Consider the following 19,993-nt stretch of genomic DNA (forward strand, 5'->3'; position numbering starts at 1 on the left):
AGGCGCGGCAATTCTAACAGCGCAGGCAAACGTTTGCGAGCGGCTTGTGAACCGGCTCCGCTTTTTCGTCATCTATACTGATATTCAAACTTTTGTTGATCCCGATCGGGCTATTGTGGGTGGCGCAGCGAAAAAAAGGAGGTATAATCCCGCGATTTTTTTGGCCGCAACCACCTTAATAGGAGAAAAATGATGAAGATCGTTGAGGTGAAACACCCGCTGGTAAAACACAAGCTTGGCCTGATGCGCGAAAATGACATCAGCACCAAACGCTTCCGTGAGCTGGCCTCAGAAGTGGGTAGTTTACTGACCTATGAAGCGACCGCCGATCTGGAGACGGAAAAAGTCACCATCGAAGGCTGGTGCGGGCCAGTTGAAGTGGACCAGATCAAAGGGAAAAAGATTACCGTAGTGCCAATCCTGCGCGCCGGTCTGGGCATGATGGAAGGGGTGCTGGAGCACGTGCCGAGCGCGCGCATCAGCGTGGTGGGCGTTTACCGCGATGAAGAAACCCTGGAGCCGGTGCCGTACTTCCAGAAGCTGGTTTCCAACATCGAAGAGCGCATGGCGCTGGTCGTCGACCCGATGCTGGCCACCGGCGGTTCGATGATCGCCACTATCGATCTGCTGAAGAAAGCCGGCTGCCACAGCATCAAGGTGCTGGTCCTGGTGGCGGCGCCGGAAGGCATCGCCGCGCTGGAGAAAGCGCACCCGGACGTTGAACTGTACACCGCCTCCATCGATCAGTGTCTGAACGATAAGGGCTACATCGTGCCTGGCCTGGGCGATGCGGGCGACAAGATATTTGGTACCAAGTAAACATTTGAGCCGACTTAACGAGTCGGCTTTTTTTTGACTAAAACCTATAAAACCAATAAACCGAGGAAAAACACACATGACCCGTCGCGCCATCGGCGTCAGCGAGCGCCCGCCGCTGCTCCAGACCATTCCGCTCAGCTTCCAGCACCTGTTCGCCATGTTCGGCGCCACCGTGCTGGTGCCTATCCTGTTCAAGATCAACCCAGCGACCGTGCTGCTGTTCAACGGCATCGGCACGCTGCTGTATCTGTTCATCTGTAAAGGCAAGATCCCGGCCTACCTCGGTTCCAGCTTCGCGTTTATCTCGCCGGTGCTGCTGCTGTTGCCGCTCGGTTACGAAGTGGCGTTGGGCGGTTTCATCATGTGCGGCGTGCTGTTCTGCCTGGTGGCGCTGATCGTGAAAAAGGCCGGCACCGGCTGGCTGGACGTGATGTTCCCGCCGGCGGCGATGGGGGCGATCGTCGCCGTCATCGGCCTGGAGCTGGCGGGCGTGGCGGCCAACATGGCGGGGCTGCTGCCGGCGGAAGGCGCCAGCGCCGACTCGACCACCATCACCATTTCGCTGGTGACGCTGGCGGTCACGGTGCTCGGCTCGGTGCTGTTCCGCGGCTTCCTGGCGATTATCCCGATCCTGATCGGCGTGCTGGTGGGTTATGCGTTGTCATTCTTCATGGGCGTGGTGGATTTGACCCCGATCCGCGAGGCGCACTGGTTCGCGCTGCCGACCTTCTACACCCCGCGCTTTGAGTGGTTTGCCATCTTCACCATTCTGCCGGCGGCGCTGGTGGTGATCGCCGAGCACGTCGGCCACCTGGTGGTGACCGCCAACATCGTGAAAAAAGACCTGATCCGCGATCCGGGCCTGCACCGCTCGATGTTCGCCAACGGCATCTCGACGGTATTCTCCGGCTTCTTCGGCTCCACGCCGAACACCACCTACGGCGAGAACATCGGCGTGATGGCCATCACCAAGGTCTACAGCACCTGGGTGATCGGCGGCGCGGCGGTGCTGGCGATCCTGTTGTCCTGCATCGGCAAGCTGGCGGCGGCGATCCAGGCGGTGCCGGTGCCGGTGATGGGCGGCGTTTCCCTGCTGCTGTACGGCGTGATCGGCGCCTCGGGCATTCGCGTGTTGATCGAGTCCAAAGTGGATTACAATAAAGCGCAAAACCTGATTTTAACCTCGGTGATCCTGATTATCGGCGTGAGCGGCGCCAAGGTGCACATCGGCGCGGCGGAGCTGAAAGGCATGGCGCTGGCGACCATCGTCGGCATTGGCTTGAGCCTGCTGTTCAAGGTCATCAGCCTGTTCCGCAAGGAAGAAGAGGTGCTCGACGCGCCGGACGAACCGGCAGAGCAGAAGTAACGAAAAGGGCAGCCCAGGGGCTGCCCTTTTGACTGATGGCATTCGCCTCAGCTGCGAATTTTGCGGTACACGAACAGCACCACGATGGCGCCGATAACCGCCACCACGAAGCTGCCGAAGTTGAAGCCGTCAACCTTGCCGTAGCCGAAGAAGGTGCTGATATAGCCGCCGACCACGGCGCCGACGATCCCCAGCACGACGGTCAGGATAAAGCCGCCGCCGTCTTTGCCGGGCATGATCCACTTAGCTAAAATACCGGCGATCAGGCCGAAGATAATCCAGGAAATAATCCCCATTTACTGCTCCTTACTTTATTGCTGAGTATGGCTTATTGCTGGGTGGCAGGTTGCGTATTGCCGTTCACCGCCGCATCGGTTTCTTGTTTCAACTCTTGCGCTTTGTTTTCGGCGCTGTTCTTGATGGCTTCGGTCTTGGCCTTGGCCTGCTCGGTCAGATCGTTGGCGCCGTTGATGGCGTCGTTCTTGATGGCCTTGGCCTGATCCACCAACTGCTGGCTCTGCTTGCCGGCGTCATCTTTGATCGCGGCGGCCTTGGCCTTGGCGTCGTTGGTGATGGCGTCCGCCTGCTTGGCGGCTTCATCTTTAATCGCCGAAGCTTTGTCCTTCAGCTGGTCAGCCTGCGTGGCGGCCTCTTTTTTGATTTCATCCGCCGTCGCTTTCGCCTTGTCCGTCAGATCGTCCGCTTTTTTCTGGGCGGCGTCTTTCATCTGCTCGGCGCTGTCTTTGGCTTTATCCAGGTTGGCGTCAACCTTGGACGAGTCATCACAGCCGGCAACCAACAACCCGATAAAGGAGGCCAACAGCACTTTATTCCATACTTTCATCGTCTATATCCTTGCAGAAACCTTGTTGATGGTGATTGCGTTTAGCCTACCTATACTAGGCCAGATTTGGCTTAAATGACAAATTTAACCTGCGCAGGCATGGGCTTAGGGAATGATATCGGATAATTCTTGCCTTGGCGGGAGCCGCAGCCAATCAAGCGGCGCTTAGGCATTGTTCACTATTGCGGCATAAGATCCTGCCGGTTCAACAGCGCCCGTTTTCTGTGTTAAACTGCCCACGTTTTTCTGCCAGTTTTGGTTGAGGTGCTTCTCTGAATACGCCGGCACAGCTTTCACTGCCACTTTATCTTCCCGATGATGAAACTTTCGCCAGTTTTTATCCGGGCGAGAACCCATCCCTATTAGCCGCGATCCAATCCGCCGTCCGTCAGGAACATGGCAGCTATATCTATTTCTGGTCGCGTGAAGGCGGCGGGCGCAGCCATTTGCTGCATGCGGCCTGTGCCGAGCTTTCGCAGAAGGGGGAAGCGGTGGGCTATGTGCCGCTCGACAAGCGCGCTTACTTCGTGCCTGAAGTATTGGACGGCATGGAACAGCTGGCGCTGGTCTGCATCGACAATATCGAATGCATCGCCGGCGACGAAGAGTGGGAGATGGCGATCTTCAACCTTTACAACCGCATCCTGGAAACCGGCCGCACCCGTTTGTTCATCACCGGGGATCGCCCGCCGCGTCAGCTGAACCTGCGTTTACCGGATCTGGCTTCGCGTCTGGACTGGGGGCAGATCTACAAGCTGCAGCCGCTGTCGGACGAAGAGAAGCTGCTGGCGCTGCAGCTGCGCGGCAAACTGCGCGGCTTCGAGCTGCCGGAAGACGTGGGCCGCTTCCTGCTGAAGCGGCTGGATCGCGAGATGCGCACGCTGTTTATGACCCTCGATCAGCTCGATCGCGCCTCGATCACCGCCCAACGCAAGCTGACCATCCCGTTCGTTAAAGAGATCCTGGGGCTGTAGCCGCTACCGTAAAAGAAAGGGCGCAATAGTCCGCGCCCGAATTCGAATTTACAAAATCTCCAGCACCTGCTCCGGTGGCCGGCCGATGCGCGCCTTGCTGCCTTTCACCACGATCGGTCGTTCGATCAGTTTCGGGTTCGCCGTCATCGCCGCCAGCAGTTGCTCTTCGCTCAGGCTGTTGTCCGCCAGCTTCAATTCCTTGTACAGATCTTCTTTTTTGCGCATCAGATCGCGCGCCGATGTGAAGCCCAGTTCTTTCAATAGTTTTTTCAGCTCATCGACCGTAGGGGGCGTATCGAGGTACAGCACTACCTTGGGATCGACACCGTGCTGCTCCAGCAGCGCCAGGGTTTCACGGCTCTTGGAGCAGCGCGGGTTATGGTAAATCGTGACGTTTTTCATGGCGTTCATTCCTTGTTGAATCAGCTGCGCTGGTATTGGCGGAAGCGCTGTTGCAGTTGGCGCAGCTGGTCGATGCGCGCATCGTAGCGCGCCTGTTTCAGGCTGCCGAGTTTCTGCAGCGAGCTGGCATTGCTGAGCAGGCCGATGGCCTGATCGAGCCGGCCGGTCAGCGCCAGGCTTTCGGCGCGGGCCGACAGCTCTTCATCGCGCAGCCCCTGAGCGGCGCTGGCCTGCGCCAGCAGATCCCAGCCGTTCGGATCGTCCGGATGGGCAAAGGTGTAGCGGTTCAGGATCTTCGACGCCTGCGCCGGCTGGTTGCCTTCGACATAGGCGTTGGCCAGATTGAGCTGCAGCACCGGGTTGTTGTTCTGGGCGGCGTTGGCCGCCTGCAGGCGGGCGATGGCCTGCGGCGCGCGTTTCTGACCGAGATCGATGTCGGTCATCAGGTCGAGCAGCCAGACGTTTTTCGCATCCTGCGCCAGCATCGGCTGAATGATGTTGCGCGCGTCGTCGTATTTTTTCGCTTCATAGAACAGAATGGCGCGGCCGTATTTGGCGGCCGCCTGTTCGCGCACGTTGCCCTTGCTGAGTGAGCCGAGCAGCTCTTCGTTCAGGCCGTAGCCTTCCGAGCTGTACATGCCCAGGGCGCGCACCTTGGCCATCAGGTAGTCCTGCGAAGACTGCACGATGTGTTTCGGCATCTGGTTGGCGCGGTTGCGCGCGTCGGAGAGGCGGCTGTCCGGCAACGGGTGCGTCAGCAGCATTTCCGGCGGCTTGGAGGCGTAGCGCGACTGATCCGAGAGTTTCTGCAGGAAGTCGGGCATGGCTTCCGGATCGAAACCGGCGCGCTGCAGCACCTGAATGCCGATGCGGTCGGCTTCCTGTTCGTTCGATTGGGTAAAGCTGATCATGCCTTGCTGGGTGCCGGCCATGGTGCCGCTCAGCGCCGCCATGCCCATGGTCGGGTTGGCCATCGCCAGCAGAATGGAACCGAGTGCGCCCACCCAGGTCAGCGGGGCGTTGCGCTGCTGATCTTCCATGGCGCGCGCCAGGTGGCGCTGGGTAACGTGCGAGATTTCGTGCGCCAGCACCGAAGCCAGCTGGCTTTCGTTGTCGCTGACGCGGAACAGGGCGGAATGCAGCACCACGTTGCCGCCGAAGAAGGCGAAGGCGTTGATCTCATCGTTGCGCACCAGATAGAAATGGAACGGCGTGCGCACCGAATAGGCGCTGGCCACCAGCCGGTTGCCCAGCTGATTGATGTACTGGCTCAGCAGCGGATCGTTGATCAGCGGGGCGCTGGCGCGCAGTTGGCGCACATAGAAATCGCCCATCGCCAGCTCTTGTCCAATGCTCAGGGTGCCGCCGGCGGAGGTGCCCATATCCGGCAACTGGTCCTGGCTTTCCGCCTGTGCTGGCGCCAGGGCGGTGGCGTTCAGCGTGCTGAGCAGCAGCACCGCTAACGCGGTTTTGGTCAACCGGTTGGTCATAGTCAGGCGTTTCCCTTAAATAATCATTTCTAAGACGTCAGCAGCAGACAAGAGTTCTTTATTCCCGCGGCGCAATCCGCGCGAAAGTGCGGCGGCTCACAAACCGCGGCGGCGGCACCCATCACATCATAGTCAGCCGCAGGCGACAAGGAAACGTTAGCCGAGCGCGAATCGAGCAAAAAAGTTTTATTTTTCATTTTGAAGGGCGCTTATTCGTCGCTGGCGACATGCATTTTGAATAAAACGAGGACAAACTTGATCCGTGTTTTATTGACAAGATAAACGCAGACTCATATAGTCTGCGTTATTGAAGATTCACTGACGGTCGAAAACGGACATATGGCGTACATCACAACCAGCGTTGAATATGGCATCCACTGCCTGCTGTGGCTGGTCGGCGATAACCAGCGCGCGCTCAGCAGCCGCGAACTCGCCGAGCTGCAAGGCATCTCCCCCAGCTTTCTGGCCAAGATTTTTCCCAAGCTGGAAAAGGCGGGGATCGTCGCCGCCAGCGAAGGGGTGCGCGGCGGTTACCGGCTGGCCCGTCCGGCGGACGAGATCAGTTTTCTGGAAATTATCGACGCCATCGAGGGGCACAAGCCGCTGTTCGATTGCCAGGAGGTGCGCGGGCGCTGTGCGGTGTTCGATAATTCCCCGCCGGATTGGGCGATCTCCGGCAAATGCGCTATCCATGCGGTGATGCTGCAGGCGGAGAAGGCGATGCGCGATGCGCTGGCGGCGCAGACCCTCGGCGACGTCGCGGCCCGCTTTGGCCGCAAAGCGCCGCAAGGCTTCTTCGGTGAGGTCAACCTCTGGCTCGACGAACGCATGACGGAACGCACCGCGCGCAGCGGCAAAACGGCGCGGGCCAAAACCTAAGCTCCGCCTTTCCTTAAAAAAGCGAAACACACTTTTTCCCGCCTCTTCGGAAGGGGCGGGCGGGCCTTCTGCACCCTGTTACGGGAGCGGAACGGCATCGTTCATCCGAAAACACTGCGGGCAAGCCTTATCGCCCGGTTAACCCTGTATGAAGGAGTCATCTCATGACGCAAAAAATAGTGATTGCCGGTTCCGGTTTTGCCGGTTTTTGGGCCGCCGTGTCCGCCATGCGCGCCATTACCCTCGCCGGTAAGCATGACGATATCGAGGTGCTCATGGTCTCGCCGACCCCAACGGTCACCATCCGCCCGCGCCTGTATGAAGCGGTGTTGGAAAACATGAACCCGGACATTTCCGCGCAGCTCGCCGCCGTTGGCGTGCGGCACCTGGCCGGGGTTGTTGAGCGTATCGATGCCGCTGCTAAAACGCTCACGGTGGCGCCGACGGCGGGGGAACCCCTTGAGTTGGCCTACGATCGTTTGGTGTGGGCCACCGGCAGCCGGCTGTCCGTGCCTGCGGTGCCGGGCTTTGCCGAATACGGTTTCAACGTCGATACGCTGGAAAGCGCTCAGCGTTTGGGCGCCCATATCAATGCGCTGGCGGCCAAACCTTCGACGCCTGCGCGCAACACTGCCGTGGTAGTGGGCGCGGGGCTGACCGGGCTGGAGAGCGCGGCGGAGATGCCGCAGCGGCTGCGGGATGCGCTGGGCAAAGACGAGAACGTGCGCGTGGTGATCGTCGATACCGCGCCGGAAGTAGGCGCGGGGATGGGGGCAGAGCCGGGGGCGGTGATACGCCAGGCGTTGGCGGAGTGCGGCGTGGAAGCGCGGGCCGGCCTGCGCGTCTCGGCCATCGACGCCGAGGGGGTGATGCTGTCGAACGGTGAGCGTATCGCTGCCAACACGGTGATCCTGGCGGCGGGCGTGCGGGCGCATCCGCTGACCGAGCAGATCCCTGGCGAGCGCGACGGCAGCGGCCGGGTGATCGGCGATGCCTTCCTGCGCGCGCCGGCGGCGGCGGGCATTTTCGTGACCGGCGATACGGTGAAGGCGGCGACCGACGATCTCGGTAATCACAACCTGATGACCTGCCAGCATGCGATGAGCCTTGGCCGCGTGGCCGGCCACAATGCGGCGGCGGAGCTGGCGGGGTTGCCGACGCATCCGTACAGCCAGCCGAAGTATGTGACCTGCCTGGATTTGGGGCCCTGGGGCGCGCTCTATACCGAAGGCTGGCAGCGCCAGGTGCGCTTTACCCGCCAGGAAGGCAAAAAGATTAAGCAGGAGATCAACACGCAGTGGATTTATCCGCCGGCGGCGGATCGCGAGGCGCTGTTCGCCATCGCCAATCCGGATTTCGTGATTGTGCCTTAAGGTCGTCAAAACGGGAGCGGCAACGTTCCCGTCCTCATTTTCCCAACGGCAGGAACGAGCGTTCCGGCACCACGGTTTTCATCACCAGCGTGGAGCTCAGGCGTTGCACGCCCGGCAGGGCGGAGAGCTTCTCGTCGTAAAGTTGCTGGAAGGCGGGCAGATCGCGGGCTATAACGTGCAGCAGATAGTCGGGATCGCCAAACAACCGCTGTGCTTGCACCACCTGGGGAATGTCCACCATGGCGTTTTCGAAGGTTTCAACGGCGCGGCGATCGCCTTCGCGCATGGTGACGAACACCAGAGCGGAAAAGTTATAGCCCAGGCTGCCGGGATCGAGTTGGGCGCGGTAACCCCTGATCACCCCAGACTCCTCTAATGCCCGCACCCGGCGGTGACAGGGAGACACGCTCAAACCGATCCGCTCGGCCAGCTCGGTCACCGACAACCGGCCGTCGGTCTGCAATTCAGCAAGAATCTTGCGATCAATCTTATCCATTTGGAAAAATTTCCCCGTTTATGCCGATTTAAGGCAAGTAATTGAAAGCACATTTTAACGTCATGAGGATATTCTTGCCATCTGTTGAACGGTTTTGACGGCCCCCGCGGCAGGCGGAGGCCGTTCTTCTTCCACGAGGAAAGCGCAATGGTTCTCTGTTCGGTGTGGCGCGGTGCGTTTGAGAGGGCGCCGGCATGACGCTCGCTCTGTTCGCCGCGTTTTGGGCGGTGTCGATTTTGTTGGTGATCACGCCGGGTATGGATTGGGCCTATGTGATCTCGGCGGGTATTCGCGGTCGGGTGGTAGTGCCCGCCGTCGCCGGTTTGCTGTTTGGCCATTTGTTGATGATTGCGATCGTGGTGGCGGGCGTCGGCGCGCTGCTGGTCGGCAACCCACTGGCGCTGACGGCGCTCACCCTGTTGGGGGCGGCTTACCTCTTGTGGATCGGTTTCAACATGCTGTTGCACCCGCCGGTGCCCGGCGCCGGTGAAGATCAGCGTTCTGATTCCTGGCTGCGCTGGGCCGGCAAAGGCGTGTGTGTCAGCGGGCTGAACCCCAAGGTGTTTCTGCTGTTTCTGGCGCTGCTGCCACAATTTACCGACGCCCGAGCCGAATGGTCGGTGCCGATGCAGATGCTGGCGTTGGGCGTCGTGCATTTGATCAGCTGCGGCCTGGTGTATCTGCTGGTGGGGTTTGGTTCGCAGTCGGTGCTGCGCACGCGTCCGCAGGCCGCAAAGGTGGTGGGGCGCATCTCCGGCGCGGCGATGATCGTCATCGCCCTCGGGCTGCTGGCCGAGCAGGCGCTGAAATAGCATTACCGTCGGTAGATGTCCGGCCGGGCGATCTGCCAGACAAAGTCGGGGCGGTTGATGGCCGAATAGCCCACTTTCTCATAGAGCCAGGGGGCGGTGCTGGTGACCAGCATGACTCGCCTCAGCGTCGCCATCAGCGGATGGGCCTGGCAACATTCCGCCAGCCACAGGCCCAGCCCGCTTTTTTGGAATGTTTCCAGCACGTACACGTCGCACAGATAGCCGAAAGTGGCGTAATCGGTGATCAGCCGGGCGAAACCGATTTGCCTGGCGCCGTGATACAAACCGAAACACAAGCTGTGGGCGAGGGACTGGCGAACGGTTTCTTTATCGATTCCTTCCGCCCATGACGAACGGGTCAGAAAAGCGTGGATGGCATCGAGATCCAGCAGAGCGGGATCGGTGCTGACGAGATAGTCCGCACGCTGCCACTCCAGTGGGGCAGGGGTTGTCATGATGGCTCTTCTCCTGTGCAAGCGTTCAGGTCAGGGTCGCCGTTCAGGCGTGCAGTTCGGCGACCGTCATGGTGAAAATTAGCGTGTCTTCGCCTTCGTTGGCGTACCGATGTGGGCCGTCCGTTTTGGCGACCGCCGAACAGCCCGGCGCAATCATGAGCTCGGTCTGTTCGACGGCAAGGCTCAAGACGCCTCGCTCAACGTGCAGCAGCTCGAAGGTGCCCGTCGGGTGGCCGCCCGATGCATAGGCTTCCCCCGGCGCCATTTCCCACCGCCACAGTTCTATCATGTTCGGGCCTTGGGTGCCCGCGAGCAAACGTGCCGAGCCGCCGCGATCGCCATGCCACAGCGTGGGAATATCTTGGCTTTCAATCAGGTAGGCGGCGGGCGCGCGGGTGACGTTGACGATGTCCGCCACCGACAGGCCCAGCGCCGCCGCGAGCTTGCACAGGATGGCGATGCTGGGATTGGCGCCAGGGGGTCAGAACCCGGTTGAGCGCCGAGGCCGAGCGGATGTGGTTCATCCTGGATAGCCTGCCGGCGATGCCGTTGGCGGCGCTGCACGAGGCGGGCGACGAATTGATTGCCGGTTTACGGCAAATGATGCCCGGCGTCACGGTAGAGCAACGGCTCATCGGCCGCGCCTCGTAACAGGCGTCAGCACTGGCGGCGAACCAAACCGGTGATCAAATCCAGCGCGTCGTCCGCCGCCGCGATTTCGCTTTCGCTGAGCGCCTGCCGTTCGATGAAGCTCTCGATGGCTTCCAGCAGGGAGAAGATGCTGATTTCATCTCCTATCTTGACGACTTCGCAAATGCCACGCCCGATCGCCAGACAGATGGCTTCATCAAATTCACACGGTTTGCTGTTCATTTTTCCCCCTACGGCATTTGGGATTATATCGGCCATGCTACCGGTTTTTTCCCGGTGGCTGTCTGACGAAAATCCCATTTTTTCGTTGATGCTGACGGGCGCACGATCGCGGGCATTGGCGAAATTCTGATTTCCTCACCGTGGCCAAATTTCCCTTGTGACCACCGTGCCGGCGCGGTATTGTCGCCAAATGACGACAATACCGCCTCATTGTCCGCATAAAAAATTCATGACGTTATCATCCCTTCATCCCGCTGCCGTGCGGGATTTTTTTATGAGGTTTATCCCAAAGTGCGGATAACCTCGACGCGATCGCTTGCCATGTTCTGGGAATAATCCTAGCTTGAAATAGTCATTTAGGGTTAGCAATCCCTCATGACCTCCTTGTAACACTTGATGCACCAGAACGTTTTCTCCCCCGCTTAGGCGGGGGTTTTTAATGACGTGCATCGGAAAAGGCCGTGAACGTAGAACCGACAGAGTTCGTGACGATAACCAGTTTAAGCATCAGGGGACGGGACAATGAAAAATGATCTGGCGGCGGCGATCGCGATTGGCTGTGTGTTGTTGTTCGCATTGGCGGTCGGTTCGCCCCTTTCTGTCGCTACTTCGCTGTAATCTTCCGCGGCCCCGTTCGGGGCCGCTCATCGAGCCAGTCGCCGCGTCTGCGGATTTTTGCGTCGATCGTCTGCCCGTGCGATAAAATCAGCCAGATCGCTGTTGATGTATGGCGAACTTTGAGTACTCTGAGTGCTTTGCACATCCCGCGTGCGCCCGTTCTATCTATGCTTTAATCAGGCCCATCACAGGAATCGCCATGCCCGCCCGCCAAATCTCAAGGAGCCCGCTCTGATGCTGGAGATGTTATTACAGTGGTACCGCCGCCGCTTCACCGATCCTCAGGCCATCGCGCTGCTGGTGATCCTGGTTGCCGGGTTCCTTATTCTCTATTTTTTGCACGGCATTCTGACCCCGTTGCTGGTTGCCATCGTGCTGGCGTATCTGCTCGAGTGGCCGACCGCGCGCCTGCAGCGCATCGGCTGTTCGCGCACCTGGGCGGCGAGCATCATGCTGCTGGTGTTCTCGGGCGTCGCCATGCTGCTGGTGTTCGTCGTCGCGCCGACCGCCTGGCAGCAAGGCATCAATCTGATGAGCGATCTGCCGGGCATGCTCAATCAGTTCTATAACTTCGCCGCGACGCTGCCGAAGCGTTATCCGGCGCTGGTGGATGCCGGCATCATCGACATGATGGCGGAAAACCTGCGCAGCCGGTTGTCCGGCATGGGCGAATCGGTGGTGAAATTCTCGCTGGCGTCGCTGGTCGGCCTGCTGACGTTGGCTATCTATCTGATCCTGGTGCCGATGATGATGTTCTTCCTGCTGAAGGACAAAGAACAGCTGCTGAACGCGGTGCGCCGCGTGCTGCCGCGCAATCGCGGCCTGGCGGGGCAAGTCTGGAACGAGATGAATCAGCAGATCACCAACTACATTCGCGGCAAAGTGCTGGAGATGGTGATTGTCGGCGTGGCGACTTACCTGGTGTTCGCCGTGCTGGACATGCGCTACTCGCTGCTGCTGGCGGTGCTGGTGGGGTTCTCGGTGCTGATCCCCTACATCGGCGCGGTGCTGGTCACCATACCGGTGGTGGTGGTGGCGCTGTTCCAGTGGGGCGTCGGCGCCGATTTCTGGACGCTGATCGTCGCCTACCTGGTGGTGCAGGGGCTGGACGGCAACCTGTTGGTGCCCATTTTGTTCTCCGAAGCGGTCAACCTGCATCCGCTGGTGATTATCCTGTCGGTGATCGTGTTCGGCGGGATGTGGGGCTTTTGGGGCGTGTTTTTCGCCATACCGCTGGCGACGCTGGTGAAGGCGGTGATCCATGCCTGGCCGGATGAACTGCGGGTCGAGGTGGAAGACAAGGCCGACTGACAGGGAAGAAAAGAAACGAAGCGCAGCAGGCCGCTGCGCTTCGTGAGAATTACTGCTGCAGGTAGTTCAGAACGATGTCGTGGTGATTGGTGGTTTTGAAATCATCAAACACTTTTTCAATCTTGCCGTTGGCATCGATCAGGAAGCTGATGCGGTGAATGCCGTCGTAGGTCTTGCCCATGAAGGTTTTCTCGCCCCACACGCCAAACTGTTGTGACACCTGATGATCTTCATCAGACAACAGCGTGAAGTTGAGCAGCTCCTTTTCGGCGAAGCGCGACAGTTTTTCCGGTTTGTCGGTGCTGATGCCCAGCACTTCGACGCCGACCTTTTTTAATTCGTCCATGTTGTCCCGCAGGCCGCAGGCTTGCACGGTGCAACCCGGCGTCATCGCCTTCGGATAGAAATAGACCAATACTCGCTGTCCCTGGAAGTCGGCCAAATTAATTTCCTCACCGTCCTGGTCAGGCAAACTAAATTTCGGCGCTGTATCACCGGCTTTCAATGGGCTCATCACTACTCTCCATCTTTCTCGTCATGCTGTGGATAGTTCACCACGCTAATACTGCCTTGCGCGTTCAATTCTGTACATAGGCGATGGAAGGCTTGCTCAATATTTGAGGCGTCCCGATCGCCGGAGCTGTGGGCGGTAATTTGGATATACAGCTGCGGCGGCAGGTCGCCGTCCGCCGGCTGCGTGCGCGAGACCAGTTCGGCGATATTCATCTGGCTGGAGTCGAACAAATCGGTAAAGCGTTCGATGATGTGCGGCGAGTCCTTCACTTCCACCTGCACCCACACCGTGGCCGGCATCGGCGGCCTTTCGTGCGAGTTTGTGCGCTTCATCACGATCAGCAGATCCAGCTCCGCGCCTTTTTGCGGCAGGGTGGATTCGATCAGGGTGATGGCGTTCCAACTGCCGGACAGCAGCATGATGAACGTGAACTCCTCTCCCAGCATGGCCAGACGGCTATCTTCGATATTGCATCCGCAACTGCTGACGTGGCGGGTGATGGTATTGACGATACCGGGGCGGTCGGCGCCGAGCGCGGTAATCACGAGATAGTGTTCGTCTGACTGAGGCAAAATAGCGCTTCCTGTCGTGCTTAATGGGGTTACCATGGTAAACATAAAAAAAACCGCCTGCCAAGCGCTTACAACGCGGTTGTGCGCTTGCTTTTGGATAGGCAGCAAAAGTACCATGAGTGACTTGTTTGTGGAGGGGACGGCCAATGTTTACGGGAAGTATTGTTGCACTGGTTACGCCGATGGACGACAAAGGTGCTGTCGATCGCGCGAGCCTGAAAAAATTGATCGATTATCATGTAGCCAGTGGCACCGCGGCGATCGTTTCCGTAGGGACCACCGGCGAGTCCGCAACGCTTGCCCATGACGAGCACGTTGACGTGGTGCTGCAGACGCTGGAGTTGGCCGACGGCCGCATTCCGGTGATCGCCGGCACCGGCGCCAACGCCACCGCCGAAGCCATCGCGCTCACCACTCGCTTCGCCAACACCGGCGTGGTGGGCTGCCTGACGGTAACGCCGTACTACAATAAGCCGACGCAGGAAGGGCTGTATCAGCACTTCAAGGCGATCGCCGAGAGCACCGAACTGCCGCAGATCCTGTATAACGTGCCTTCGCGCACCGGCTGCGACATGCTGCCGCCGACCATCGCTCGGCTGGCGAAAATCAAGAATATTGTTGCTGTAAAAGAAGCGACGGGGAACTTAAGTCGCGTTAGTCAGATCCAAGTGCTGGTTGACGATGAAGATTTCATTTTGCTGAGCGGCGACGACGCCAGCGGGCTGGACTTCATGCAACTGGGCGGCAAAGGGGTGATTTCCGTGACGGCCAACGTGGCCGCGCGCGAGATGGCGCAACTTTGCGCGCTGGCGGCGCAGGGCAAATTTGCCGAAGCGCGCCGCTTAAATCAGCGCTTGATGCCGTTGCATCAGGATCTATTTGTAGAAGCAAACCCAATTCCGGTGAAGTGGGCCTGTAAGGCGTTGGGATTGATGGCAACCGATACGCTGCGTCTGCCGATGACGCCATTGAGCGAAGCCGCCCGCCCGGTGGTGGAGCGCGCGCTGAAAAGCGTCGGTTTGCTGTAACTCTAAGGGAAATTTGATGGCTTATTCATTGCAAAAGTCGACGGTAGCAAAAGTAGTGGGCATCTCATTGGTGATGATGCTGGCAGCCTGCAGCAGCGATCAGCGCTACAAGCGCCAGGTCAGCGGCGACGAGGCCTACCTCGACGCGGCTCCGCTCAAGGCGCTGAACGCGCCGTCCGGCATGATCCTGCCGGTGCAGAGCGGCAACTATGACGTGCCGGCCACAACGGTGCAAGGCAACGTCGGCAAGCAGCTGGACATTCGTCCGCCGGTACAGCCGTTGGCGCTGCTGAGCGGTTCACGCGCGCAATACGCCGGCGACAGCGGCACGCTGCTGCTGGAAAACAGCCCGCAGAACCAGAACCTGTGGTCGCGCGTGGTCAGCCTGCTGCAGGCGAAGAACATCGCGATCGCTTCCCGTCAGGACGCCGGTCAGACCCTGACCACCGACTGGGTGAAGTGGAACCGTCTGGACGAAGACAACCAGTACGAAGGCCGTTATCAGATCAGCGTGCAGCAGCAGGGCTATCAGCAGGCGCTGGTGGTGAAAAGCGTTGGCCTGCAGCAGCAGGGCAAGACCGAACAGGTGACCGATCAGTCTGAGATCCAGCGCTACAACGGCATGATGATCAACACCCTGATCGAAGGCCTGGACAAGCAGGATAACCTGGCAAGCTCCCAGACGGCCAGCCGTTTCGGCGCGCTGGACGTGCAGAGCGGTGCCGATGATACCGGCCTGCCGATGCTGGTGGTGCGCGGCCCGTACACCGTCGTGTGGGATCGCCTGCCGCCGGCGCTCGAAAAACTGGGGATGAAAGTGGGTGACCGAAGCCGTCCGCAGGGCACCGTCGCCGTGACCTACAAGTCCCTGAGCAGCAGCGATTGGGATGCGTTGGGCGTCAAGGATCCTGAACTGACGGAAGGCGATTACAAACTGCAGGTCGGCGATCTCAACAACCGCACCAGCCTGCAATTCATCGATCCGAAAGGCAAACCGCTCACCCAGTCGAAAAACGACGCACTGGTGGCGGCATTCCAGTCAGCCTTCAGCAAAACCAGCGTTAACTAATCAAAAAGGGGCTTCGGCCCCTTTTTGTTTTGTCTATACGGTATCGTTTGCGTCGCAGGTTTGGCACAATAGTGTCCGGCACGCCAAAGAATTCATTAGGTCAATTCTATACCCCCTAATTTCGGGCCGCGCTCGGGAGACAACGGGGATACATCACTGGAGTAAGTAAGATGCAAAAGCTAGCTGAGCTGTATCGCGGAAAGGCAAAAACCGTTTACACCACCGAGAATCCCGATCTGTTGGTGTTGGAGTTCCGCAACGATACGTCAGCACTGGATGGTCAGCGCATTGAGCAGTTCGATCGCAAAGGCATGGTGAACAACAAGTTTAACCATTTCATCATGAGCAAACTGGAAGAAGCCGGCATCCCGACCCAGATGGAGCGTCTGCTGTCCGACAACGAAGTGCTGGTGAAGAAATTGGACATGGTGCCGGTGGAGTGCGTGATCCGCAACCGCGCCGCCGGTTCGCTGGTGAAGCGTCTGGGCATTGAAGAAGGTCTGGTGCTGAACCCGCCGCTGTTCGATCTGTTCCTGAAAAACGACGCCATGCACGATCCGATGGTGAACGAATCCTACTGCGAAACCTTTGGCTGGGTGAGCAAAGAGCATCTGGCGCGCATGCGCGAGCTGAGCTACCGCGCCAACGACGTGTTGACCCAGCTGTTCGACGACGCCGGCCTGATCCTGGTCGACTTCAAACTGGAGTTCGGTCTGTTCAACGGTGAAGTCGTGCTGGGCGATGAGTTCTCGCCGGACGGCAGCCGCCTGTGGGACAAAAACACCCTGGACAAGATGGACAAAGACCGTTTCCGTCAAAGCCTGGGCGGCCTGATCGAAGCCTACGAAGAAGTGGCGCGCCGCATCGGCGTGAAACTCGACTAAGCGTCGGCACCGCCATTCGGGGCGATCCGGCCGGATCGTCCCGCTATTCTGCGTTTTTCCAGAAAATTTCTACATTTCCTCCGCGGCAGACCATTTATAATGATGGATGTGAGATGACTAAAACCTATCCCACTCAGGCTTGAAGCTGCCTTTGCGCTTACGATCGCGGCGCAACTTCAACGAGCAGGGGAAATATCTGGAGTGTATTTATGCGTTGGCAAGGGCGTCGGGAAAGTGACAATGTTGAGGATCGTCGCGGGCAGTCTTCAGGTTTGGGCGGCGGTGGCGGCGGTTTCCGCGTGCCGGTGGGTGGCAAGGGCGGCATCGTCATTCTGGTGGTGGTGCTGGTGGCCGGTTATTACGGCATCGATCTGTCGCCGCTGTTGAATGGCGGTAACGTCGCACCGCAGGGTCAACAACAGAGCGCCAACATCAGTCCGAAAGACGATGAGCTGGCCAAATTCACTTCGGTGGTGCTGGCCTCGACCGAAGATAACTGGAAAGAGATTTTCCTGCGCATGGGCAAAACCTACCAACCGCCGAAGCTGGTGATGTATCGCGGCGTAACGCGCACCAGCTGCGGCACCGGTCAGTCGGCGATGGGGCCGTTCTACTGCCCGGGCGACAGAACGGTGTATATCGATCTGTCTTTCTATCAGGACATGAAGACCAAGCTGGGCGCCGGCGGTGATTTCGCTCAGGCCTATGTGGTGGCGCACGAAGTCGGCCACCACGTGCAGAACCTGCTGGGCATCGAGCCGAAGGTGCGCCAGATGCAGCAAGGCGCCAGCCAGGCGGAAGTGAACCGCCTGTCGGTGAAAATGGAGCTGCAGGCGGACTGCTTCGCCGGCGTGTGGGGTAAATACGCCGAGAAGCAGCAGATGTTGGAAGAGGGCGACCTGCAGGCGGCGCTGAATGCCGCGCAGGCGATTGGCGACGATCGGTTGCAGCAGCAGAGCCAGGGCCGCGTTGTGCCGGACAGCTTCACCCACGGTACTTCGCAGCAGCGCTACACCTGGTTTAAACAGGGCTTCGACAGCGGCGATCCCAATACCTGCAACACCTTTGCATCCCGTTAACGCCTCAAGTGCCGGAGCCTGACTCCGGCATTTTTTTCGGATTGAGATACAGCCTTATGCTACAGGCAGCGCAACAACTCATGCGGCGGCAGGGCATCCGGCGTTTGCTGGTGCTCAGCGGTGAACCCGAGTGGTGCCGCGAACAGGCGCAGCGGCTGGCGGCGGCGCTGCCGGGCGACTGGCCGTGGGTGGGGGAAAACCCGCCGCCCGGCCTGACGGCTTTGCCGAGCCGCGCGGTGCGCCAATTGCTGGGGCAGGAGCGGCTGCACGCGGTGTTCGACGCCGGTCACTCGCTGGACGTGGAGGCGTTGGCGGCGCTGTGCGGCGCATTGCGCGCCGGCAGCTGGCTGCTGCTGTTGACGCCGCCCTGGCGGCAATGGCCTCAGTTGCCGGACGGCGACAGCCTGCGCTGGAGCGATTGTCCGCAGCCGATCACCACGCCGCATTTCATTCATCATCTGCAGCATCATTTGGCCGACGACAGCGAAGTGACTGTCTGGCGGCAGGATGAGCCCCTGACGCTGGCCGCGCTGCCGGCGCGTGAGGGTTGGCAGCCGCCGGATGGCGGGCCGACCGAGGAACAACAGGCGATCTTGACGGCGTTGTTGCAGGCCGAGTCCGGCGTGTGGGTGCTGACCGCCGCCCGCGGCCGCGGCAAATCGACGCTGGCCGGCATGCTGATGGCGCAGTCGCCGCTGACCTGCTGGATCACCGGGCCGAGCCGCGCCGCCACAGAGGTGGCCGGGGAATGGGCGCAGGGGCGCGCACAGTTTTGGGCGCCCGATGCCTTGCTGGCGCAGTGCCGGGAGGGGGACGTCAGTGACGTGGGCTGGCTGCTAGTGGATGAAGCGGCGGCGATCCCCGCGCCGCTGTTGCAACAGCTGATCGGCTATTTCCCGCGCGTGTTGCTGACCACCACGGTGCAGGGCTATGAAGGCACCGGCCGCGGTTTTCTGCTGAAGTTTTGCGCCGGGCTGCCGTCCTATCAGGCGTTGAGTCTGCAACAGCCGATGCGCTGGGCGCAGGGCGATGCGTTGGAACGGGTCACGGACAATGCGCTGTTGTTCAACGAGCTGCCCGCCTGGCCGGTGGATGGTCAGGCGATCGATTACAGCCAGGCGGAGCAGCGTGAACTGTGCGCCGATCCGCAGCGGCTGGCGCGTTTCTATGCTCTGCTGAGCAGCGCGCATTACCGCACCTCGCCGCTGGACTTACGCCGGCTGATGGACGCGCCCGGCATGCATTTCGGGCTGGCGCAGGCCGGACAGGAGGTGGTCGGTGCCGTGTGGCTGGCGGACGAAGGCGGGTTGAGCGCCGAGTTGGCGCACGACGTGTGGGCCGGCCGCCGCCGGCCGCGCGGCAACCTGGTGGCGCAGTCGCTGGCGGCGCATGGCGGCCAGTGGTGGGCGCCGACGCTGCGGTCACGGCGCATTACCCGCATCGCGACGCTGCCGACGTTGCGGCGGCAGGGTATCGCGCGTCAGCTGGTCGAGCGGCAACGCCGCCAGGCGCAGGGGCTGGATTTCCTGTCGGTCAGCTTCGGCTATACCGAGCCGCTGTGGCGCTTTTGGCAATCCTGCGGTTTCGAGCTGGTGCGCATCGGCAGCAAGCCGGAGGCCAGCAGCGGCTGTTATACCGCGATGGCTATCTTACCCTTGAGCGAGCAAGGGGAGGCGCTGCGGCACGCGGCGCACAAGCACCTGGCGCGCGACTGGCCCTGGCTGCGGCAGCGCATCGAACTCGTGCTGGCGATCCCGGGCGATGACGGCGACACGTCGCTCGGCGAAGAGGACTGGCGCGAACTGGCCGGGTTCGCTTTCGCCCATCGGCCGCTGGAGGCCAGCCTGGGGGCATTGCAGCGTTTGCTGTTGGCCAGCAGTCTGCCGCTGCCCGCGCTGCGCGGCCATCTGCAGCGGCGGCAATCCCCGGCGGCCTGCGTGGAGCAGGCGGGCGTAAGCGGCCAGAAAGCCTTGCTGCGCCACTGGCGGCACGAAACGGCGCAGGCGCTGGAACAGTTGAATGCGCAACACTGCCGCTACTGGCGCGACTGGGCGCAGTCGTTGCAATAAATTGAATAACTCGCTCAATAAAACCCGATTTTCCCGATTTCTCAACGGCGTATAGTCACTGTCAGC

Annotated in this window: 21 protein-coding genes and 2 pseudogenes; 13 read left to right on the plus strand and 10 right to left on the minus strand. The window is 60.2% G+C overall.

What is annotated here, in order from left to right:
* The first annotated feature begins 192 nt into the window (after positions 1 to 192).
* The gene (gene upp, locus ACMGF7_RS13995; protein ID WP_004941642.1) at positions 193 to 819 is read left to right on the plus strand and encodes a uracil phosphoribosyltransferase; all 627 of its coding nucleotides are present in this window, start codon (positions 193 to 195) and stop codon (positions 817 to 819) included.
* A 76-nt stretch (positions 820 to 895) separates the two neighbouring features.
* Positions 896 to 2,185: a uracil permease gene (gene uraA, locus ACMGF7_RS14000; RefSeq protein WP_004941645.1), complete on the plus strand. Its 1,290-nt coding sequence runs from the start codon at positions 896 to 898 to the stop codon at positions 2,183 to 2,185.
* Between the two features lie 47 nt (positions 2,186 to 2,232).
* Here the strand turns inward: uraA and ACMGF7_RS14005 are convergent, their stop codons facing one another.
* Both ACMGF7_RS14005 and ACMGF7_RS14010 read right to left on the minus strand, forming a co-directional pair.
* Entirely contained in the window at positions 2,233 to 2,481 is a 249-nt protein-coding gene (locus ACMGF7_RS14005) for a GlsB/YeaQ/YmgE family stress response membrane protein (protein ID WP_004941647.1), read from the minus strand.
* A gap of 32 nt (positions 2,482 to 2,513) precedes the next feature.
* Entirely contained in the window at positions 2,514 to 3,029 is a 516-nt protein-coding gene (locus ACMGF7_RS14010; protein WP_019452428.1) for a hypothetical protein, read from the minus strand.
* 272 nt (positions 3,030 to 3,301) lie between these two features.
* Between ACMGF7_RS14010 and hda the strand changes: the two genes are divergently transcribed.
* Positions 3,302 to 4,003, plus strand: a complete 702-nt coding sequence (hda, locus tag ACMGF7_RS14015) for a DnaA inactivator Hda (protein WP_025159568.1) — start codon at positions 3,302 to 3,304, stop codon at positions 4,001 to 4,003.
* 48 nt (positions 4,004 to 4,051) lie between these two features.
* Here hda and arsC read toward each other — a convergent pair whose 3' ends face one another.
* On the minus strand, positions 4,052 to 4,405 hold the full coding sequence (gene arsC, locus ACMGF7_RS14020; protein ID WP_044030703.1) for an arsenate reductase (glutaredoxin): 354 nt from the start codon (positions 4,403 to 4,405) through the stop codon (positions 4,052 to 4,054).
* Positions 4,406 to 4,425: 20 nt separating this feature from the next.
* Positions 4,426 to 5,895 (minus strand): tetratricopeptide repeat protein, encoded by a 1,470-nt coding sequence (locus tag ACMGF7_RS14025; protein ID WP_197800790.1) that lies wholly within the window; start codon positions 5,893 to 5,895, stop codon positions 4,426 to 4,428.
* Positions 5,896 to 6,234: 339 nt separating this feature from the next.
* Here ACMGF7_RS14025 and ACMGF7_RS14030 point away from each other — a divergent pair, with 339 nt between their 5' ends.
* Both ACMGF7_RS14030 and ACMGF7_RS14035 read left to right on the plus strand, forming a co-directional pair.
* Positions 6,235 to 6,774: an RrF2 family transcriptional regulator gene (locus ACMGF7_RS14030; RefSeq protein WP_197763904.1), complete on the plus strand. Its 540-nt coding sequence runs from the start codon at positions 6,235 to 6,237 to the stop codon at positions 6,772 to 6,774.
* 164 nt (positions 6,775 to 6,938) lie between these two features.
* On the plus strand, positions 6,939 to 8,147 hold the full coding sequence (locus ACMGF7_RS14035; protein ID WP_015378715.1) for an NAD(P)/FAD-dependent oxidoreductase: 1,209 nt from the start codon (positions 6,939 to 6,941) through the stop codon (positions 8,145 to 8,147).
* A 34-nt stretch (positions 8,148 to 8,181) separates the two neighbouring features.
* Here the strand turns inward: ACMGF7_RS14035 and ACMGF7_RS14040 are convergent, their stop codons facing one another.
* Positions 8,182 to 8,643, minus strand: a complete 462-nt coding sequence (locus ACMGF7_RS14040; protein ID WP_021504394.1) for an Lrp/AsnC family transcriptional regulator — start codon at positions 8,641 to 8,643, stop codon at positions 8,182 to 8,184.
* Positions 8,644 to 8,837: 194 nt separating this feature from the next.
* On the opposite strand from ACMGF7_RS14040, the gene ACMGF7_RS14045 reads away from it, so the two are divergent.
* The gene (locus tag ACMGF7_RS14045) at positions 8,838 to 9,455 is read left to right on the plus strand and encodes a LysE family translocator (protein WP_004941674.1); all 618 of its coding nucleotides are present in this window, start codon (positions 8,838 to 8,840) and stop codon (positions 9,453 to 9,455) included.
* Between the two features lie 2 nt (positions 9,456 to 9,457).
* Here ACMGF7_RS14045 and ACMGF7_RS14050 read toward each other — a convergent pair whose 3' ends face one another.
* Both ACMGF7_RS14050 and ACMGF7_RS14055 read right to left on the minus strand, forming a co-directional pair.
* The gene (locus tag ACMGF7_RS14050) at positions 9,458 to 9,910 is read right to left on the minus strand and encodes a GNAT family N-acetyltransferase (protein ID WP_049242895.1); all 453 of its coding nucleotides are present in this window, start codon (positions 9,908 to 9,910) and stop codon (positions 9,458 to 9,460) included.
* Between the two features lie 43 nt (positions 9,911 to 9,953).
* Positions 9,954 to 10,382 (minus strand): annotated as a pseudogene (locus tag ACMGF7_RS14055) (cupin domain-containing protein); the annotation flags it as partial.
* Between ACMGF7_RS14055 and ACMGF7_RS14060 the strand changes: the two are divergent.
* Positions 10,367 to 10,561 (plus strand): annotated as a pseudogene (locus ACMGF7_RS14060) (hypothetical protein); the annotation flags it as partial. The pseudogenes ACMGF7_RS14055 and ACMGF7_RS14060 overlap by 16 nt on opposite strands.
* 6 nt (positions 10,562 to 10,567) lie before the next feature.
* Here ACMGF7_RS14060 and ACMGF7_RS14065 read toward each other — a convergent pair.
* Positions 10,568 to 10,783 (minus strand): hypothetical protein, encoded by a 216-nt coding sequence (locus ACMGF7_RS14065; protein ID WP_021504389.1) that lies wholly within the window; start codon positions 10,781 to 10,783, stop codon positions 10,568 to 10,570.
* 852 nt (positions 10,784 to 11,635) lie between these two features.
* On the opposite strand from ACMGF7_RS14065, the gene ACMGF7_RS14070 reads away from it, so the two are divergent.
* Positions 11,636 to 12,712, plus strand: a complete 1,077-nt coding sequence (locus ACMGF7_RS14070; RefSeq protein ID WP_015378710.1) for an AI-2E family transporter — start codon at positions 11,636 to 11,638, stop codon at positions 12,710 to 12,712.
* A gap of 49 nt (positions 12,713 to 12,761) precedes the next feature.
* On the opposite strand, the gene bcp is transcribed toward ACMGF7_RS14070, so the two are convergent.
* Both bcp and ACMGF7_RS14080 read right to left on the minus strand, forming a co-directional pair.
* On the minus strand, positions 12,762 to 13,226 hold the full coding sequence (bcp, locus tag ACMGF7_RS14075; protein ID WP_015378709.1) for a thioredoxin-dependent thiol peroxidase: 465 nt from the start codon (positions 13,224 to 13,226) through the stop codon (positions 12,762 to 12,764).
* Positions 13,227 to 13,228: 2 nt separating this feature from the next.
* The gene (locus ACMGF7_RS14080) at positions 13,229 to 13,834 is read right to left on the minus strand and encodes a glycine cleavage system transcriptional repressor (protein WP_369783268.1); all 606 of its coding nucleotides are present in this window, start codon (positions 13,832 to 13,834) and stop codon (positions 13,229 to 13,231) included.
* A gap of 110 nt (positions 13,835 to 13,944) precedes the next feature.
* Here ACMGF7_RS14080 and dapA point away from each other — a divergent pair, with 110 nt between their 5' ends.
* The 5 genes from dapA (at position 13,945) to ACMGF7_RS14105 (ending at position 19,927) form a co-directional block, all read left to right on the plus strand.
* On the plus strand, positions 13,945 to 14,826 hold the full coding sequence (gene dapA / locus ACMGF7_RS14085) for a 4-hydroxy-tetrahydrodipicolinate synthase (protein ID WP_029988781.1): 882 nt from the start codon (positions 13,945 to 13,947) through the stop codon (positions 14,824 to 14,826).
* 16 nt (positions 14,827 to 14,842) lie between these two features.
* Positions 14,843 to 15,895, plus strand: a complete 1,053-nt coding sequence (gene bamC / locus ACMGF7_RS14090) for an outer membrane protein assembly factor BamC (RefSeq protein WP_015378707.1) — start codon at positions 14,843 to 14,845, stop codon at positions 15,893 to 15,895.
* Between the two features lie 170 nt (positions 15,896 to 16,065).
* Positions 16,066 to 16,779: a phosphoribosylaminoimidazolesuccinocarboxamide synthase gene (gene purC / locus ACMGF7_RS14095; RefSeq protein ID WP_004941708.1), complete on the plus strand. Its 714-nt coding sequence runs from the start codon at positions 16,066 to 16,068 to the stop codon at positions 16,777 to 16,779.
* A gap of 209 nt (positions 16,780 to 16,988) precedes the next feature.
* Positions 16,989 to 17,858, plus strand: a complete 870-nt coding sequence (locus tag ACMGF7_RS14100; protein WP_420286485.1) for a neutral zinc metallopeptidase — start codon at positions 16,989 to 16,991, stop codon at positions 17,856 to 17,858.
* Between the two features lie 56 nt (positions 17,859 to 17,914).
* Positions 17,915 to 19,927 (plus strand): tRNA(Met) cytidine acetyltransferase TmcA, encoded by a 2,013-nt coding sequence (locus ACMGF7_RS14105; protein WP_049242899.1) that lies wholly within the window; start codon positions 17,915 to 17,917, stop codon positions 19,925 to 19,927.
* The last annotated feature ends 66 nt before the right edge of the window (positions 19,928 to 19,993 follow it).

Source organism: Serratia sp. BNK-17 (assembly GCF_048684935.1).
In the GTDB taxonomy this organism is placed as follows: Bacteria; Pseudomonadota; Gammaproteobacteria; order Enterobacterales; family Enterobacteriaceae; genus Serratia; species Serratia nematodiphila.

What these genes read in the sequence shown, in the direction of transcription:
- ACMGF7_RS14070 (WP_015378710.1), top strand. Translation starts at nt 11,636, where the DNA reads ATGCTGGAGATGTTATTACAGTGGTACCGCCGCCGCTTCACCGATCCT.
- arsC (WP_044030703.1), bottom strand. Translation starts at nt 4,405, where the DNA reads ATGAAAAACGTCACGATTTACCATAACCCGCGCTGCTCCAAGAGCCGT.
- bamC (WP_015378707.1), top strand. Translation starts at nt 14,843, where the DNA reads ATGGCTTATTCATTGCAAAAGTCGACGGTAGCAAAAGTAGTGGGCATC.
- ACMGF7_RS14080 (WP_369783268.1), bottom strand. Translation starts at nt 13,834, where the DNA reads ATGGTAACCCCATTAAGCACGACAGGAAGCGCTATTTTGCCTCAGTCA.
- ACMGF7_RS14100 (WP_420286485.1), top strand. Translation starts at nt 16,989, where the DNA reads ATGCGTTGGCAAGGGCGTCGGGAAAGTGACAATGTTGAGGATCGTCGC.
- ACMGF7_RS14105 (WP_049242899.1), top strand. Translation starts at nt 17,915, where the DNA reads ATGCTACAGGCAGCGCAACAACTCATGCGGCGGCAGGGCATCCGGCGT.
- ACMGF7_RS14040 (WP_021504394.1), bottom strand. Translation starts at nt 8,643, where the DNA reads ATGGATAAGATTGATCGCAAGATTCTTGCTGAATTGCAGACCGACGGC.
- ACMGF7_RS14035 (WP_015378715.1), top strand. Translation starts at nt 6,939, where the DNA reads ATGACGCAAAAAATAGTGATTGCCGGTTCCGGTTTTGCCGGTTTTTGG.
- purC (WP_004941708.1), top strand. Translation starts at nt 16,066, where the DNA reads ATGCAAAAGCTAGCTGAGCTGTATCGCGGAAAGGCAAAAACCGTTTAC.
- upp (WP_004941642.1), top strand. Translation starts at nt 193, where the DNA reads ATGAAGATCGTTGAGGTGAAACACCCGCTGGTAAAACACAAGCTTGGC.
- dapA (WP_029988781.1), top strand. Translation starts at nt 13,945, where the DNA reads ATGTTTACGGGAAGTATTGTTGCACTGGTTACGCCGATGGACGACAAA.
- ACMGF7_RS14065 (WP_021504389.1), bottom strand. Translation starts at nt 10,783, where the DNA reads ATGAACAGCAAACCGTGTGAATTTGATGAAGCCATCTGTCTGGCGATC.
- ACMGF7_RS14025 (WP_197800790.1), bottom strand. Translation starts at nt 5,895, where the DNA reads ATGACCAACCGGTTGACCAAAACCGCGTTAGCGGTGCTGCTGCTCAGC.
- ACMGF7_RS14005 (WP_004941647.1), bottom strand. Translation starts at nt 2,481, where the DNA reads ATGGGGATTATTTCCTGGATTATCTTCGGCCTGATCGCCGGTATTTTA.
- ACMGF7_RS14050 (WP_049242895.1), bottom strand. Translation starts at nt 9,910, where the DNA reads ATGACAACCCCTGCCCCACTGGAGTGGCAGCGTGCGGACTATCTCGTC.
- bcp (WP_015378709.1), bottom strand. Translation starts at nt 13,226, where the DNA reads ATGAGCCCATTGAAAGCCGGTGATACAGCGCCGAAATTTAGTTTGCCT.
- ACMGF7_RS14030 (WP_197763904.1), top strand. Translation starts at nt 6,235, where the DNA reads ATGGCGTACATCACAACCAGCGTTGAATATGGCATCCACTGCCTGCTG.
- ACMGF7_RS14045 (WP_004941674.1), top strand. Translation starts at nt 8,838, where the DNA reads ATGACGCTCGCTCTGTTCGCCGCGTTTTGGGCGGTGTCGATTTTGTTG.
- uraA (WP_004941645.1), top strand. Translation starts at nt 896, where the DNA reads ATGACCCGTCGCGCCATCGGCGTCAGCGAGCGCCCGCCGCTGCTCCAG.
- ACMGF7_RS14010 (WP_019452428.1), bottom strand. Translation starts at nt 3,029, where the DNA reads ATGAAAGTATGGAATAAAGTGCTGTTGGCCTCCTTTATCGGGTTGTTG.